Source organism: uncultured Roseicyclus sp., from assembly GCF_937892565.1.
Classification (GTDB): domain Bacteria; phylum Pseudomonadota; class Alphaproteobacteria; order Rhodobacterales; family Rhodobacteraceae; genus Roseicyclus.
Window position 1 is genome coordinate 1 of the sequence record NZ_CALAHQ010000012.1, and the last position, 14,181, is coordinate 14,181.

The 14,181-nt window shown below is 64.6% G+C and carries 16 protein-coding genes and 1 pseudogene; 11 read left to right on the forward strand and 6 right to left on the reverse strand.

Annotated features, from left to right (window positions below; all coding sequences use genetic code 11):
• Nucleotides 1-426, reverse strand: a pseudogene (locus Q0094_RS01960) (hypothetical protein); the annotation flags it as partial.
• Between the two features lie 118 nt (nt 427-544).
• On the opposite strand from Q0094_RS01960, the gene Q0094_RS01965 reads away from it, so the two are divergent.
• The 7 genes from Q0094_RS01965 to Q0094_RS01995 all read left to right on the forward strand — a co-directional run bounded on the left by Q0094_RS01965 (nt 545) and on the right by Q0094_RS01995 (nt 7,616).
• A complete protein-coding gene (locus Q0094_RS01965) occupies nt 545-1,264 on the forward strand; it encodes a thiamine diphosphokinase (RefSeq protein ID WP_297614708.1) in 720 nt (239 codons plus the stop codon).
• A 40-nt stretch (nt 1,265-1,304) separates the two neighbouring features.
• Nucleotides 1,305-2,093, forward strand: a complete 789-nt coding sequence (gene rpiA / locus Q0094_RS01970; RefSeq protein ID WP_297614710.1) for a ribose-5-phosphate isomerase RpiA — start codon at nt 1,305-1,307, stop codon at nt 2,091-2,093.
• 93 nt (nt 2,094-2,186) lie between these two features.
• A complete protein-coding gene (gorA, locus tag Q0094_RS01975) occupies nt 2,187-3,548 on the forward strand; it encodes a glutathione-disulfide reductase (protein WP_297614712.1) in 1,362 nt (453 codons plus the stop codon).
• 96 nt (nt 3,549-3,644) lie between these two features.
• On the forward strand, nt 3,645-4,808 hold the full coding sequence (gene hflK / locus Q0094_RS01980; RefSeq protein WP_297614714.1) for an FtsH protease activity modulator HflK: 1,164 nt from the start codon (nt 3,645-3,647) through the stop codon (nt 4,806-4,808).
• Nucleotides 4,808-5,701: a protease modulator HflC gene (locus Q0094_RS01985; protein ID WP_297614716.1), complete on the forward strand. Its 894-nt coding sequence runs from the start codon at nt 4,808-4,810 to the stop codon at nt 5,699-5,701. The genes hflK and Q0094_RS01985 overlap by 1 nt, the downstream gene beginning before the upstream one ends.
• A 9-nt stretch (nt 5,702-5,710) precedes the next feature.
• The gene (locus Q0094_RS01990) at nt 5,711-5,908 is read left to right on the forward strand and encodes a DUF2065 domain-containing protein (RefSeq protein WP_297614717.1); all 198 of its coding nucleotides are present in this window, start codon (nt 5,711-5,713) and stop codon (nt 5,906-5,908) included.
• 304 nt (nt 5,909-6,212) lie between these two features.
• Complete coding sequence (locus Q0094_RS01995) at nt 6,213-7,616, forward strand: Do family serine endopeptidase (RefSeq protein ID WP_297614737.1); 1,404 nt, start codon at nt 6,213-6,215, stop codon at nt 7,614-7,616.
• 79 nt (nt 7,617-7,695) lie between these two features.
• Here Q0094_RS01995 and Q0094_RS02000 read toward each other — a convergent pair whose 3' ends face one another.
• A complete protein-coding gene (locus tag Q0094_RS02000) occupies nt 7,696-8,256 on the reverse strand; it encodes a peptidoglycan-binding domain-containing protein (protein ID WP_297614719.1) in 561 nt (186 codons plus the stop codon).
• Between the two features lie 84 nt (nt 8,257-8,340).
• Nucleotides 8,341-8,712 (reverse strand): OB-fold nucleic acid binding domain-containing protein, encoded by a 372-nt coding sequence (locus Q0094_RS02005; protein WP_297614721.1) that lies wholly within the window; start codon nt 8,710-8,712, stop codon nt 8,341-8,343.
• A 164-nt stretch (nt 8,713-8,876) separates the two neighbouring features.
• On the opposite strand from Q0094_RS02005, the gene Q0094_RS02010 reads away from it, so the two are divergent.
• The gene (locus tag Q0094_RS02010; RefSeq protein WP_297614723.1) at nt 8,877-9,200 is read left to right on the forward strand and encodes a 2Fe-2S iron-sulfur cluster-binding protein; all 324 of its coding nucleotides are present in this window, start codon (nt 8,877-8,879) and stop codon (nt 9,198-9,200) included.
• Nucleotides 9,201-9,376: 176 nt separating this feature from the next.
• Nucleotides 9,377-11,158, forward strand: coding sequence for an aspartate--tRNA ligase (gene aspS / locus Q0094_RS02015; protein ID WP_297614725.1), 1,782 nt, complete (start codon nt 9,377-9,379; stop codon nt 11,156-11,158).
• Here aspS and Q0094_RS02020 read toward each other — a convergent pair.
• On the reverse strand, nt 11,116-11,868 hold the full coding sequence (locus tag Q0094_RS02020) for a hybrid sensor histidine kinase/response regulator (RefSeq protein ID WP_297614727.1): 753 nt from the start codon (nt 11,866-11,868) through the stop codon (nt 11,116-11,118). The genes aspS and Q0094_RS02020 overlap by 43 nt on opposite strands.
• Before the next feature lie 155 nt (nt 11,869-12,023).
• Between Q0094_RS02020 and mce the strand changes: the two genes are divergently transcribed.
• Nucleotides 12,024-12,428 (forward strand): methylmalonyl-CoA epimerase, encoded by a 405-nt coding sequence (mce, locus tag Q0094_RS02025; protein ID WP_297614729.1) that lies wholly within the window; start codon nt 12,024-12,026, stop codon nt 12,426-12,428.
• Nucleotides 12,428-12,709 carry a DUF1467 family protein gene (locus tag Q0094_RS02030; RefSeq protein WP_297614731.1) on the forward strand — a complete coding sequence of 94 codons (282 nt, stop codon included), beginning with the start codon at nt 12,428-12,430 and terminating at the stop codon, nt 12,707-12,709. Before mce ends, Q0094_RS02030 begins: the two co-directional genes overlap by 1 nt.
• On the opposite strand, the gene Q0094_RS02035 is transcribed toward Q0094_RS02030, so the two are convergent.
• Both Q0094_RS02035 and Q0094_RS02040 read right to left on the reverse strand, forming a co-directional pair.
• Nucleotides 12,678-13,385, reverse strand: coding sequence for an EI24 domain-containing protein (locus tag Q0094_RS02035; RefSeq protein ID WP_297614733.1), 708 nt, complete (start codon nt 13,383-13,385; stop codon nt 12,678-12,680). The genes Q0094_RS02030 and Q0094_RS02035 overlap by 32 nt on opposite strands.
• Nucleotides 13,382-13,954 (reverse strand): nitroreductase, encoded by a 573-nt coding sequence (locus tag Q0094_RS02040; RefSeq protein ID WP_297614735.1) that lies wholly within the window; start codon nt 13,952-13,954, stop codon nt 13,382-13,384. Before Q0094_RS02040 ends, Q0094_RS02035 begins: the two co-directional genes overlap by 4 nt.
• Nucleotides 13,955-14,181: the final 227 nt, after the last annotated feature.

The following is a 14,181-nucleotide window of genomic DNA, read 5'->3' on the forward strand; positions in this document are numbered from 1 at the left end:
GGCGTTTTGCGTGGCGTGATCGCCCGACCGGGGCTGGGCGTCGGCGTCGGATGGTGCCGATTGCAGCGGCGCGGCCTCTGGCCTTGCCTCGGGCGCCGCGAGGGCGGCCAGATCACGGGTGCCTTCCGTTGTATCCGTGGCTTGCGTCGCGGCGTCGTTGCCGGGTGCAAGCGGGGGCGGGGTGGCTGTGTCGGGCCGCGCGCGCAGCACCATTTGCGAGCCTGTCACGATGGCCTCCATCCCGGTCTGGATGGCGGCCTCGTGGATGCGCCGCGCCATGTCCGCCTCAGACGCCCGGTCTTGCAGGGCAAGATCCCCCAGATGCGCCGCAATCATGGTCATCGCCTGGAACGGATGGTCGAACCCTTCGAGGCGACAGGAAAAACTGCCATAGGAAACGGTCAAGATCTTGGTCGCGTCGTTCATGGGGTTGTGCTCTGTGTGGCCGGGCGGGCCGGGGTTTGAGATGGCGCGTTGAAACTGTCGACGCAATCGCCCACAAACGCGGCCTGAATGGGGCGATAAAAAGGAATTATTCCCGAAGATGGGCGATAATGTGTCAAAGGGGGCGCCGGTGTTTCGGGCTGATCGCGGCGTGACGCTGCTGGGCGGCGGACGGCTTTCGCCCGGCGATCTGGCCGCGGCGCTGGCAGTGGCGCCGCATCTGGTGGCCGCCGACAGCGGGGCTGTGGCGGCGCTGGCGGCGGGGCACATGCCCGAGGCGGTCTATGGCGACATGGACAGTCTGCCGGCCGATATCCGCGCCCGCATTCCGCGTGACCGGGTCCACGAATTGACCGAACAATCCAGCACCGATTTTGACAAGGCGCTGCGCCATATCCGGGCGCCGGTGGTTCTGGCCGTGGGTTTTACGGGGGCGCGCGTCGATCATGAATTGGCGGTGTATCACGCGATTGCGGCCCGCCCGGACACGCGCTGCCTTGTGCTGGGGGCGCAAGATCTGGTGATGCATGCCCCCCCCCGGCTGGCGCTGGATCTGCCCGAGGGCACGCGGTTGTCGTTGTTTCCCATGGCCGATGTGACGGGGCGCGCCGAAGGGCTGGTCTGGCCCATCGACGGGCTGGATTTCCACCCAAGCCGCAGGATCGGCACCTCGAACCAGACCCGTGGCGGTCTGGTGGAGCTGTGCTTTGATGGGCCGGGGATGTTGCTGATCGTGCCGCGTGCGCATCTGGCCGTCGCGCTTGCGGGATTGGCCGCGGCGTCAGTTTGGCCTCGCGCGGGCGGGGAGGCTTCGCTATGAACGGCCCATCACGCAGATCCGACAGGAGACAGGCCGCGCCATGACCGCCGAGCTTTCGCCATCCGACAAGGCAAAATATGTGGCCGCGCGCCGCGCGGTGGGGTTCGTCGAAGACGGCATGCGCCTGGGCTTGGGCACGGGATCGACCGCCGCCTGGATGGTGCGCTGTCTGGGCGAGCGGGTGCGCGAGCATGGCCTGAAGATCACCGGCGTTGCCACATCGAACCGGACGGCCCAGTTGGCCAGCGACCTTGGCGTGCCGATCAAGACGCTTGATGAGCTGCCGTGGCTTGATCTGACCATCGACGGGGCCGATGAATACGACGCGAAGCTGAACCTGATCAAGGGCGGCGGCGGGGCGCTCTTGCAAGAAAAGATCGTGGCCACCGCATCGGATCGGATGATCGTCATCGCCGACCCGACCAAGCAGGTCGACAGCCTTGGCGCCTTTCCGCTGCCTGTCGAGGTCATTCCCTTTGGCTGGCAAACAACCAAGATGCTGATCGAGGACATGCTGGCCAGCGTCGATGTGCTGGGCCGCACCGCAAGCCTGAGGCTGACGGGCGGGGTGCCATTTCGCAGCGATGAGGGCAATTTCATCCTCGATCTGCATCTGGACCGCATCGCCGACCCGAACGCGCTCAGCCTTGCGTTGAACCAGATACCGGGTGTGGTGGAAAACGGGCTGTTTCTTGGCATCTGTGACATGGTCGTGATCGGGACATCCGATGGCATGGTCGAAGTGCGCGACATCCACACCGGCACCGTCACCCATGAGCGCATCGACACCGCCACCAGCGAAACGCTGTTTGCAGACAAGACCAAGTGATCACGCACCCGCCGCGACATGCGTTGGTCTGGTGCCAGCCCAACAGGCGTGACATATCCTTTCGGACCGCCTTGATTGACCAGCAGGGGCAAAATGGCTGATTTCGACTATGATCTTTTTGTCATCGGGGGTGGCTCGGGCGGGGTGCGGGCGGCGCGGGTGGCCGCGGGCACCGGGGCGCGCGTCGCATTGGCCGAGGACAGCCGCATGGGCGGCACCTGTGTGATCCGCGGCTGCGTGCCCAAGAAACTGATGGTCTTTGCCAGCGCCTATCACGAGGATTTCGCCGACGCCCGCGCCTTTGGCTGGGATGTCGCGGCGGGTGATTTCGACTGGACCCGCTTTTCGGCGCAACTGGGCGCCGAGCTGGACCGCCTGGAAGGGGTCTATCGCAAGCTGTTGCACGCATCACAGGTCGAGATTTTCGATCTGCGCGCGCGGCTGGCCGATCCCCATACCGTGGCGCTGTCCGACGGGCGGCGGGTGCGCGCCAAGCATATCCTGATCGCCACAGGTGGCCGTCCCGTCCGGCCCGCGCTTGCCAATGCGCATCTGGGCATGGTGTCGGATGATCTGTTTGCGATGCAGCGTTTGCCGGGGTCGATCCTGATTGTGGGGGGTGGCTATATCGCTTGCGAATTCGCGGGCATCCTCAACGGGTTGGGGGTTGATGTCACGCAGTTTCACCGCGGTGCACAGATCTTGCGCGGCTTTGATGATGAAGCCTGCGGCCTGATCGCCGATGGAATGCGCGACAAAGGCGTCGACCTGCGATTGGGCACCGATATCGTCGAGATGACGCAAGCCGACGCCGGCGCGGTTCGCGTCATGGGTTCGGATGGGTCCGATCGCATCTATGACGCGGTGCTGTTTGCCACGGGGCGCAGCCCCAACACCGCCGATCTGGGGCTCGAGGCTGTGGGTGTTGCCATCGGCAGCCGGGGCGAGATCGTGGTCGATGCCTATTCGCAGACCAATATCCCCTCGGTCTTTGCCATTGGGGATGTGACCGACCGCGTGACGTTGACGCCCGTGGCCATCCGTGAGGCGATGGCATTCGTGGAAACCGTGTTTCGGGGCAACCCCACGCCCGTCGATCACGATCTGATCCCGTCGGCCGTCTTTACCCAGCCCGAATTCGGCACCATCGGCCTGTCCGAACAGGCCGCGCGCGCGCGTGAGCCGGTCGCGATCTATGCCACCAGCTTTCGGCCGATGCAGTCGGCCTTTGCCGGGCGGGCTGACCGGGTGCTGATGAAGCTGGTCGTCAGCCAAGCCACACGGCGCGTGCTGGGCTGTCATATCGTCGCGCCACAAGCGGGCGAAATGATCCAGATGGTGGGCATTGCGATCAAGATGGGCGCCACAAAAGAAGACTTTGACCGCACCGTTGCGGTGCATCCGACGATGGCCGAAGAGCTGGTCACACTCAAAACGCCGGTGCGCATGGCTTGATCTTGGCTGAAAAACGCCCAGCTTCACGTGCAAAGGGGTCGAGACGTCCCCATATGATATGAAATGAAGTCCGATTTGTGAGGGGAACGACGATCGATGGCTGGCAATAATGGCGGACCCTGGGGCGGTGGCGGCTCTGGTGGCGGTGGCAATCGCGGCGACAACGGCCCGGGCGGCAAGCCGCCGCGCGGGTCCGACCCGCAGATCCCTGAACTCGATGAGATCGTCCGCAAGGGCCAGGAACAGTTGCGCGTGCTGATGGGTGGGCGGGGCGGTCGGACCGGCGGCGGCGGCGGCGGCGGCGATTTTCCGGTCAGCCCGCGCATGATCTGGGCTGTCGGCTTGATCGCGGCGCTGGGGTTTTGGGCCTTTAATTCCTTTTACACGGTCCGGCCGGAGGAACAGTCGGTCGAACTGTTCCTGGGCGAGTTGTCGTCGATCGGAAATCCCGGCCTGAATTTTGCGCCTTGGCCCGTCATGACGGCCGAAGTGGTCAATGTGACCTCGGAGCGGACCGAAGACATCGGCGATATCGTGTCCAACAGCGTCGGCGGATCGAATGGTCTGATGCTGACGACGGATGCCAACATCGTCGACATCGATTTTCAGGTTGTCTGGAACATCAACGATCCAGCGAAATTCCTGTTCAACCTGCGCGACGGGCCGGCCACCGTGCGTGCCGTGGCCGAAGCCACGATGCGCGAGATCATCGCGCGCACCGAACTGGCGCCGATCCTCAACCGTGACCGCGGCCTGATCGCCGATGGCGTGCGCGAAGGCATTCAATCGACGCTCGATGGCTATGATGCGGGGATCACGGTGGTTCGTGTGAACCTTGACCGGGCCGACCCGCCCGCCGAGGTGATCAACGCCTTCCGCGAAGTGCAGGCCGCCGAACAGGAACGCGACCGTCTGGAACGCCAGGCAGATGCCTATGCCAACCGGGTGCTTGCGGGTGCGCGCGGTGAAGCCGCGCAAATTCTGGAACAAGCCGAAGGCTATCGCGCACAGGTCGTCAACGAGGCCGAAGGTGAGGCCAGCCGCTTCCTTGCCGTTCTCGATGAATACCGCGCCGCCCCCGAGGTCACGCGCCGCCGTCTCTATATCGAGACGCTGGAGCGGGTGCTGGGCGATGTGGATCTGGTGATCCTGGATACTCCCGGCGGGGCAGGGGGCCAAGGTGTCGTGCCCTATCTGCCGCTCAATGAGCTGCGCCGCAATACGACCGGAACCGCCGCCACCACCGGGAGCAACAACTGATGCGCCGTTTGACCTATCTCATTCCCGCCGTCGTCTTGCTGATCTCGGTGGCACTCAGCTCGATCTTCGTGGTCGATGAACGCCAGCGCGCGCTGGTCTTGCAATTCGGTCAGATCCGTCAGGTGATCGAAACGCCCGGTCTGAACTTCAAGATCCCCTTCATCCAGGAGGTGGTCTATTACGATGCCCGGATTTTGGCGCTTGACACCGACACGATCGAAGTGACGCCGTCCGATGATCGCCGTCTGGTGGTCGATGCCTTTGCCCGCTACCGGATCGCCGATGTGGTGCGCTTCCGGCAGGCCGTGGGTGTGGGCGGTCTGCGCGCCGCCGAGGATCGGTTGTCGTCGATCCTGAACGCGCAGATCCGCGAAACGCTGGGTGCCGATCAGGTCACGTCCGACACCATCTTGTCGCCCGGCCGCGCCATGTTGGCTGAACGCATCCGCGACGGCGCGCGCACCAGCGCCCTGTCGCTGGGCATCGACATCCTCGATGTGCGGCTCAAGCAGACCAATCTGCCGATGCAGAACCTCGAGGCCACCTATGCACGGATGCGTGCCGAGCGGGAACGCGAAGCGGCCGACGAAATCGCCCGCGGTGATGAAGCCGCCCAGCGCGTGCGTGCGCAAGCCGACCGCACCGTGGTTGAATTGGTGTCGGATGCCCGCCGTGAAGCCGAGATCGCCCGAGGTGAAGCCGATGCCGAGCGCAACGGCATCTTTGCCTCGGCCTTTGGTCAGGATCAGGATTTCTTTGCATTCTATCGCTCGATGACGGCCTATGAGCGGGCCTTGATGGGGCAGAATTCCACCATGGTGATCTCACCCGACAGCGAATTCTTCGAATTCCTCGGGGGTGCCGGTGCATCCACGCCGGCGCCGCTGCGCTAAGGGGTCACGATGTTCCTGATCCTTGTTCTGGGTCTGGGCATGGTCTTGGTGATCGAGGGGCTGGTGTTCGCACTGGCCCCTTCGCGTCTGGAGGATCTGTTGCGCCTGATGAGCCAGATCCCGGTCGAAACCCGCCGCCTGATCGGGCTGGCGGCGGTGAGCTTGGGGGCGGTGCTGGTGTCATGGGCCATCAGCGTGGGGCTTTAGCGTGCCACAGGCCGTGCCCGACACTGGCGGTTACGCCGCGATGGGCTACCATCGGTCACGACGATGTGACGCTGCGCGCGCTGCGCCACGCTGCTTTGGGATTGATCCGGGCGCAGCGCGGACAAATATCAGCCAACGCGGGCAGGTCCCGCCATGCGTGCCCCCAACGGCTTGGACAGGAGGAAAATTCGTGACGATCCAACAGGCCCGACCCATAACGCCACGCCGCGCCCCCGTGGCGCTGGCACAACGCGATCACGGCCCGGCGCAGTATCGCCTGGCGATGGCGCTATTGCTCGCGGCCATGATGGCGCTTGCCGCGCTGATCACAGCCCCTGCGGCGCGCGCCCAATCGCTTCCGCCCGCGACCTTTGCCGATCTGGTCGATCAGGTGGGCGATGCGGTGGTCAATATCACCACCTCGGCCATCGTCGCCAGCCGGCAAGGCCCCGGGCCCGCTGTGCCCGAAGGCTCGCCACTGGAAGATTTCTTCAATGATTTCCTGGATCGGCAGGGGCGTGACAATGCCCCCCGCCGTTCTCAGGCGCTGGGCTCTGGCTTTGTGATTTCCGATGATGGCTACATCGTCACCAACAATCACGTCATCGAAGGTGCCGACGAGATCATGATCGAATTCCGCGCGGGCTTTTCCTTGCAGGCGGAGATCGTGGGCACCGATCCGAACACCGATATCGCGCTTCTCAAGGTGGCCGCCGATCAGCCATTGCCCTTTGTCGCCTTTGGCGACAGCACCGCCATGCGGGTTGGTGATTGGGTCATGGCGATGGGCAACCCGCTGGGCCAGGGGTTTTCGGTGTCTGTGGGTATCGTGTCGGCCTCGGGCCGGGCGCTTTCGGGCAGCTATGACGACTACATCCAGACCGACGCCGCCATCAACCGTGGCAATTCGGGCGGCCCGCTCTTCAACCTTGCGGGTGAGGTGATCGGCGTGAACACCGCCATCTTGTCGCCCACCGGTGGCTCGATCGGGATCGGCTTTGCGATGTCATCGGCGGTGGCGACCAATGTGGTGGCTCAGCTGCGTGAATTCGGGGAAACCCGCCGTGGCTGGCTGGGCGTGCGCATTCAGGATGTGACCGCGGAACTTGCCGAAGGTCTGGGTCTGGCCGAGGTGCGCGGCGCGCTGGTCACCGATGTGCCCCCGGGTCCTGCCCGCGATGGCGGGATGGAGGTGGGCGATGTGATCCTCAGCTTCGATGGTCGCGACATTTCCGACACCCGCGAACTGGTCCGTATCGTCGGAGAACGCGCCGAGGGTCAGAGCGTGCCCGTGATCGTGATCCGCGAGGGCGCAAGCCAAACGCTTGCCATCACGCTGGGTCGGCGCGAAACGGCCGAAGGGCTTGCCCTCGGCACGCCCGACGGCCAACCGATCGCCCCGCCGCCCCCCGCCGAGGTTCTGGGCATGCGGCTGTCGCCGCTGACCGATGATCTGCGCCAACAGCTTGGGCTTGCGCAGGGTCTCGATGGGCTTGTGATCGAGGCGGTGGATGCGACCTCGGATGCGGCGGCAAAGGGGCTGGCGGCCGGTGATGTCATCACCGAGGTCGCGCAGCAGACGATCACCGATGTGGCGGATTTTCAGGCACGCGTCGACGCCGCGACCGCCAAGGGGCAGAAATCCATCCTTTTGCTCATCCGCCGCGACGGCAATCCGCGCTTTGTCGCGTTGAACCTGCCCGGCTGACGCAGCGGCCTGTTTTTCGACCCATGCCCCCGGTGCACGCGCGCCGGGGGTTTTTCATGGCCGACAGGCGCTGGCCCCATCAGCCGCCGCGCCCGGCCCCGGCCAGTGCGGGGTTCCACAGCGCCAATCCAAGCTGTTGGGCCACGGCCAGCGACAAGATCTCGCTGTCAAGCCCCTGTGGCGCCTGAATGGCGCGTATCGCGCGGGCCGTGCGGCGGTTCATCTCGCCGGTGACAGGCCCGGCATAAAGCCCGCGTGCCATCAGCGCCCGCTGCAGCGAGGCGATGAACTCCGTATCCCCGCTCTCAAGCGCACAGGGCACTTCGAACCACAGATCGCGGCGTTCACGCACAATCCGATGATGGGTCTCGGTCACGAACACCGCAGGCGCGCGCGCAGCGCCATCGGCGCCGATCTGGGGCGGTTGCAGCATGATCTGCTCGGTCACGGTCTCGATCACGGCGGGTGTGGATTTGCGCCCGTAACAGGCCAAGGGGTCGGCATCGGGGGGGCCTGCGCCGCGCGTCACCGCGACCGTGCTGTCCCCTGCGCTCAGCGGATCGGCAAAGGCATCTTGCTCACCCGCGGGCACGCAGGCGGCAAGGGCGATCAGCCCGGTCACAAGGATCACGCGGCGCATGGGATCGGCGGCTCCTTGGGCTGCTGAGGGTGCTTTGACATCCACGATAGCCGGTTTTGTGGCGCCGGAAAAGCGCCGCGGGTGCTAGGGTTGATCGGCGGCGCGTGCCGGTTCGTGCAGACGCACCAGATCATCGAGCATCCCCGAGATATCTTCGACCCCTTCGGCCACCACATGGGTCACGCCCGCATGCCGCTGCACCCGTCCCGTGACGCGCAAAAGCCGCCCCGCGATCACCGCGCGGCGAAACCGCTGATAGATCGCCTGCCAGATCACCACATTGCACACACCGAATTCATCCTCGAGCGTGAGAAAGATCACCCCCTTGGCCGTGCCGGGCCGCTGGCGCACCAGCACCAGCCCCGCCACCGTCACCCGCGCCCCTTCGGACGGCAGGTGCAACAGGTGATGGGGCAGGCAAACGGGCGGGCGCGGCCAGTCGGGGGGGCGGGTCATGGGTTCCATGAGAACAAAAATAGAACATTTTTACCATGACGCAACCCGGCAATTCGGGCTGGAAAGCGGCGGGTGGTCATATTACCTACGAGCGGACGGCCGGGCGGACAGACGGGCGGACGGACGGGCGCGCGCGCAGGCCAAGACAACAAGAAAGGCAAAGCATGGCGAAGATCACCTATATCGAGCATGACGGCACAGAGCATGTCGTGGATGTGCCCAACGGCCTGACCGTGATGGAAGGCGCGCGCGACAACAACATTCCCGGCATCGAGGCCGATTGCGGCGGGGCCTGTGCCTGTTCGACCTGCCATGTCTATGTCCACCCCGATTGGGTCGCAAGGCTGCCCGGCATCGACCCGATGGAACAAGACATGCTCGAATTCGCCTATCAACCCGACCCCGCGCGGTCGCGCCTGACCTGTCAGATCAAGGTCTCGGATGCGATTGATGGTCTTGTGGTCCAGATGCCCGAAAAACAGATCTGAGCGATGGGTCATGGCGGGGCGCGCGCGTGATGTGTCCTGCCATGCTTCATCTTTCCCCAAATACGCCAGCCACGCATGCTGCCCCGTGCCGCCGCCGGGGTTGACTTCGCCACAGCGCAACGTTCTATCGGCGCGACATTTGACACGCCCGAATTCACCCCAAGGGGACCGCCAAGATGCACGCCTTCCGCAGCCATACCTGTGCCGCCCTGACCGCCGCACATGCCGGTGAAACCGTTCGCCTGTCGGGCTGGGTGCACCGCCGGCGCGATCATGGCGGCGTGATCTTCATCGATCTGCGCGATCATTACGGCATCACGCAAGTCTTGTGCGATCCCGACAGCCCGGTCTTTGCACAGGTGGAAAAGCTGCGTGCCGAATACTGCATCCGGATCGATGGTGTCGTAAAGGCGCGGGATGCGGCCCTGGTGAACCCGAAAATCCCCACCGGCGCGATCGAGGTCTTCATCCGCGATGTCGAGGTTCTGGGCCCTGTCACCGGCGATCTGCCGCTGCAAGTGTTCGGCGATCAGGACTACCCCGAAGAAACCCGGCTGAAGTACCGCTATCTCGACCTGCGCCGCGACAGCATGCAGGCCAACATGAAGCTGCGCTCGGATGTGGTGGCCTCGTTGCGTCGGCGGATGTGGGATCTGGGCTTTCGCGAATATCAGACGCCGATCATCACCGCCTCGTCGCCCGAGGGCGCGCGCGATTTTCTGGTGCCAAGCCGCCTGCATCCGGGCAAATTCTACGCGCTGCCTCAGGCCCCCCAGCAGTTCAAGCAGTTGCTGATGGTCTCGGGCTTTGACCGCTATTTCCAGATCGCGCCCTGTTTCCGCGACGAAGACCCGCGCGCCGATCGCTCGCCCACCGATTTCTATCAGCTCGATCTTGAAATGTCCTTTGTCGAACAAGAGGATGTGTTTCAGACCATCGAGCCGGTCCTCAAGGGTCTGTTCACCGAGTTCGGCACCGGCCGCAGCGTCGATCAGACATGGCCGCGCATCTCTTATGCCGATGCGGCGCTCAAATACGGCACCGACAAGCCCGATCTGCGCAATCCCATCGCGATGCAGGTGGTGTCGGACCATTTTGCGGGATCGGGGTTCGCGATCTTTGCGCGTATCCTCGAGCAGGCCGGCACCGAGGTGCGCGCCATTCCCGCCCCCACGGGCGGAAGCCGCAAATTCTGCGACCGGATGAATTCATGGGCGCAGGGGCAGGGGCTGGCTGGCATGGGATATATCTTCTGGCGTGACGCCGAGGATGGCACGCTGGAGGCTGCGGGTCCCCTCGCCAAGAACATCGGCCCCGAACGCACCGAGGCTGTCCGCGCCCAGCTTGGTCTGGGGTCGGGCGATGCGGCGTTCTTTCTTGCCGGCAAGCCCGCCGAATTCGAAGCCATCGCGGGCCGCGCGCGCACCGAGATCGGGCAGGAACTTGGCCTGATCGACGAAAGCCGTTTCGCCTTTGCCTGGATCGTCGATTTCCCGATGTATGAGCGCGACGGCGCGACCGGCAGGATCGACTTTTCGCACAACCCTTTTTCGATGCCGCAAGGCGGGATGGATGCGCTGTCGGGCGATCCGCTACAGGTGCTGGGCTATCAGTATGATCTGGCCTGCAACGGCTACGAGGTCATTTCGGGGGCGATCCGCAATCACAAGCCCGAGATCATGTTCAAGGCCTTTGAACTGGCGGGCTACGGCGAGGCCGAGGTGCGAAAGCGGTTCGGCGGCATGGTCAATGCCTTTCAATACGGGGCGCCGCCGCACGGGGGCTGTGCGGCCGGCATCGACCGGCTGGTGATGATCCTCGCGGGCACGTCGAACATCCGCGAGGTGATCTTGTTCCCGATGAACCAGCGTGCCGAAGATGTGATGATGGGCGCCCCCTCCGAGCCGATGACCGATCAGTTGATGGAACTGGGCTTGCGGGTGATCCCGCGCGATTGAGGCTGGATCGCCATTGGCAAGCCCTGAACGCGTTGGGACAAGAACGCGCTCAGCGCGCGGCAATCATCTTGTGCAAGCCGGGTGCCGATATCTTGTGCATGCCCTTCCAACGCCCTGTCTTGCGCGCTGCGCGCCAGGCCCAGCAAGAACCGCTTGAGATAGGCTGTTGGCGGCTCCGCCAGCGCCAAAAGCGCGATGGCATGGGTCAGATCCTCGCGCAAGGCGAGCGGATCGGGTTCCACCCCCCCCTCCACCATCAGACGGGGCATGCAGGGCCGCAGATCGGCGGGCATCAGGCCAAGGATCATCGCCTGAAATTCCGCCAGCGACGCGATGGGCTTGGGCAAGAACCCGTTTGCGCCCGCCGCGATGCAATCCTTGCGCGCCGCTTCCCGTTCGGCCCCCGATGTGCCAAGCAAGATCGGCACCCTTGGCGTTGTCGCATGCATCCGCGCAATCAGGTCCAGACCCGAGCCATCGGGCAGCCCCAGATCCACGATCGCGACCGACGGGCGATAGATCGCAAGATGCCGTTCGGCCGATGTGATGGCGTCGGCCCGGCGGATCCGCGCCCCCGAACGCAGGCACATCAGGCGCATCGCCTCGGACGCATAGAGGCTATCCTCGACCACCAGCACCGTCAGGCCCAACAGGGGCCGCTGGGCCGTTGGTCGTGGCCTGAATGCGATCTCGATCAACGCGTCGTCCATTGCACATACCCCCTACATGGCCGCCGAGTCGGCCCTGGCAACAGTAAAGGGCGACAAGGTTGACCATCGGTTAACCGCCCTGCGGCGTCTGACCGCTTGGCAGCGCGCGCGCAGCGCGCCATATCTGCCGCACGCCCCGCAACCGGAGGATCGCCATGATCGGCCGCCTGAACCATGTCGCCATCGCCGTGCCGGATCTTGCGGCCGCCGCCGCGCAATATCGTGACACGCTGGGCGCCACGGTCGGCGCCCCGCAAGACGAACCCGATCACGGCGTCACGGTGATCTTCATCGAATTGCCCAACACCAAGATCGAGCTGCTCTATCCCTTGGGCGATGCCTCGCCGATCAAGGGTTTTCTGGAAAAGAACCCCGCGGGCGGCATTCATCACATCTGCTACGAGGTGGCCGATATTCTGGCGGCCCGGGATCGGTTGCTGGCATCGGGTGCCCGCGTGCTGGGCACGGGCGAGCCCAAGATCGGCGCGCATGGAAAGCCGGTCCTGTTCTTGCACCCCAAGGATTTCACCGGCACCCTGGTCGAGCTGGAGCAGGTCTGATGAACATCGTCACAGGCCTTGTTCTTTATGCCCTCATCTGGTTCATGACCTTGTTCATCGTGCTGCAGGTGGGCGTCACCAGCCAATCGGATGTGGGGGAACGCGTGACCGGCACCCATGGATCGGCCCCGGTCAATGCGCAGATCAAGCGGCGCTTTGTGATCACCTCGGCGGTGGCCGCCGTGATCTGGGCGGTGATTGCCGCGATCATCTTGTCGGGCGTGATCACCATTGCCGATATCGATCTGTTCACCCGCTTCGGCTTGGGTGACGCGCGCTGAGCATGTGATAGAGATGGGTAAAGCTTGCAGCCCCGATAATCGGCACCAACAGGTTGACCACCGGGATCGTCAGCAGCACCGCCATCACCACACCTGCCAGAAACAGACGCGCTGAATGGGCGCGCCGAAAGCCCGCAGCGCCCGCCTTGTCGCGGCGGCGCAGCGCCACAAGCTGGCCGTATTCCCGCCCCAACAGATAGCCGTTCACCGCCCAGAACAAGATCGGCGCAAGCGGCGCAAGGATCACATAGCCCACCAGCGCCACAAGGTTCACCGCCACGACCACGCCCAGAAATCGCAGACTGTCCGACAGCCCCTCGACCAGCCCGATGGCGCGGGCGGGCGCAAGGCCGGGGTAATGGCGATCCTCGACCGCATCGGCCACCTGTTCGAGAAAAATTCCCATGAAGGCCGTGGCCACCGGCACCATCAGCACCGCCGACAAGATCAAGAACACCGGCGCGCCCACAAAGCCCAGCACCGCGCCCGTCAGGCTGATCTCGCCGATCCAGGGCAGGCTGAAACTGTCGGGCAAAAGCCAGCCCAACAGCGCCACAAAACCCAGATAGAACCCCACAAGCAGTGCCAGCGTCAGCCCGACACCCAACACCAGCACCCGCAAAAAGCGCCGATCCGAGATCTGACCCAGCGCCTTGCGAACCGCCAGAAGGATCATTCGAGAACCCATGTGGTGATCGCGTCCAGATCGGGCCGGGGCCGTTCGGGCGGGTGCCCCCTTGGCGTGCCAAGATGCACGAACCCGGCCACCGCCTCAGGCGCCGCGATGCCAAAGCCCGCGCGCAGGAAATCCGCGTCGCGCGCCATCCATCCGGTCAGCCAATGGCCCGCAAACCCCGCCGCCTGCGCCGCATTCACAAGGCTCAGACAGGCAAGTGCCGCTGTCTGTTCCTGTTCGATCAGGGGGATGGGGCTGTCTTGTCGCGGGTGCGTCAGCACGGCCACCGTCAGACGCGCATCGCCAAAGGCCGCAGCTTGCTTGACCAGCTTGTCGGGATCGCGCCCTTGCGATGCGCCGATCTCGAGCGTCAGGCGCGCCAGCCGGTCAATGGCGGGCTTGCGCAACACATGGAAGCGGAACGGCACCAGCTTGCCGTGATCGGGCACGCGGGCGGCTGCGGTCAGCAACTGGCGCAACACGGCGTCGTCGGGCACGGGATCGGCCAGCATCCGCACCGGAACCGAATGGCGGTGCGACAAGAACTCGAAAGGGGTCTGGCTGTCCATGGGCGCTATTTCACCATTGGGGGTCTTGGGATCAAGGGCTAACATTCCGCTTGTCTGGCACCAGCGGGCAGGGGTGGGAAAACCCGGGTTTTCCCGTGCGAAAACCTCAAGGTTTTCGCCCCCCCCTGACGCGGTCGCTTCAGGCGGACTTGGGGGCCGCCTTTGGCTTTGCGGCCGCCTTGGGCTTGGCTGCGGCCTTGGTTTTGGCAGTGGCCTTGGGCTTGGCC

Excerpts from the sequence above, each read along its gene's own strand:
- Q0094_RS02010 (WP_297614723.1), top strand. The coding sequence starts at position 8,877 with ATGGCGAAGATCACCTATATCGAGCATGACGGCACAGAGCATGTCGTG.
- rpiA (WP_297614710.1), top strand. The coding sequence starts at position 1,305 with ATGACCGCCGAGCTTTCGCCATCCGACAAGGCAAAATATGTGGCCGCG.
- Q0094_RS02040 (WP_297614735.1), bottom strand. The coding sequence starts at position 13,954 with ATGGACAGCCAGACCCCTTTCGAGTTCTTGTCGCACCGCCATTCGGTT.
- mce (WP_297614729.1), top strand. The coding sequence starts at position 12,024 with ATGATCGGCCGCCTGAACCATGTCGCCATCGCCGTGCCGGATCTTGCG.
- hflK (WP_297614714.1), top strand. The coding sequence starts at position 3,645 with ATGGCTGGCAATAATGGCGGACCCTGGGGCGGTGGCGGCTCTGGTGGC.
- Q0094_RS01965 (WP_297614708.1), top strand. The coding sequence starts at position 545 with ATGGGCGATAATGTGTCAAAGGGGGCGCCGGTGTTTCGGGCTGATCGC.
- Q0094_RS01985 (WP_297614716.1), top strand. The coding sequence starts at position 4,808 with ATGCGCCGTTTGACCTATCTCATTCCCGCCGTCGTCTTGCTGATCTCG.
- gorA (WP_297614712.1), top strand. The coding sequence starts at position 2,187 with ATGGCTGATTTCGACTATGATCTTTTTGTCATCGGGGGTGGCTCGGGC.
- aspS (WP_297614725.1), top strand. The coding sequence starts at position 9,377 with ATGCACGCCTTCCGCAGCCATACCTGTGCCGCCCTGACCGCCGCACAT.
- Q0094_RS02030 (WP_297614731.1), top strand. The coding sequence starts at position 12,428 with ATGAACATCGTCACAGGCCTTGTTCTTTATGCCCTCATCTGGTTCATG.
- Q0094_RS01995 (WP_297614737.1), top strand. The coding sequence starts at position 6,213 with ATGATGGCGCTTGCCGCGCTGATCACAGCCCCTGCGGCGCGCGCCCAA.
- Q0094_RS02000 (WP_297614719.1), bottom strand. The coding sequence starts at position 8,256 with ATGCGCCGCGTGATCCTTGTGACCGGGCTGATCGCCCTTGCCGCCTGC.
- Q0094_RS01990 (WP_297614717.1), top strand. The coding sequence starts at position 5,711 with ATGTTCCTGATCCTTGTTCTGGGTCTGGGCATGGTCTTGGTGATCGAG.
- Q0094_RS02005 (WP_297614721.1), bottom strand. The coding sequence starts at position 8,712 with ATGACCCGCCCCCCCGACTGGCCGCGCCCGCCCGTTTGCCTGCCCCAT.
- Q0094_RS02020 (WP_297614727.1), bottom strand. The coding sequence starts at position 11,868 with ATGGACGACGCGTTGATCGAGATCGCATTCAGGCCACGACCAACGGCC.
- Q0094_RS02035 (WP_297614733.1), bottom strand. The coding sequence starts at position 13,385 with ATGATCCTTCTGGCGGTTCGCAAGGCGCTGGGTCAGATCTCGGATCGG.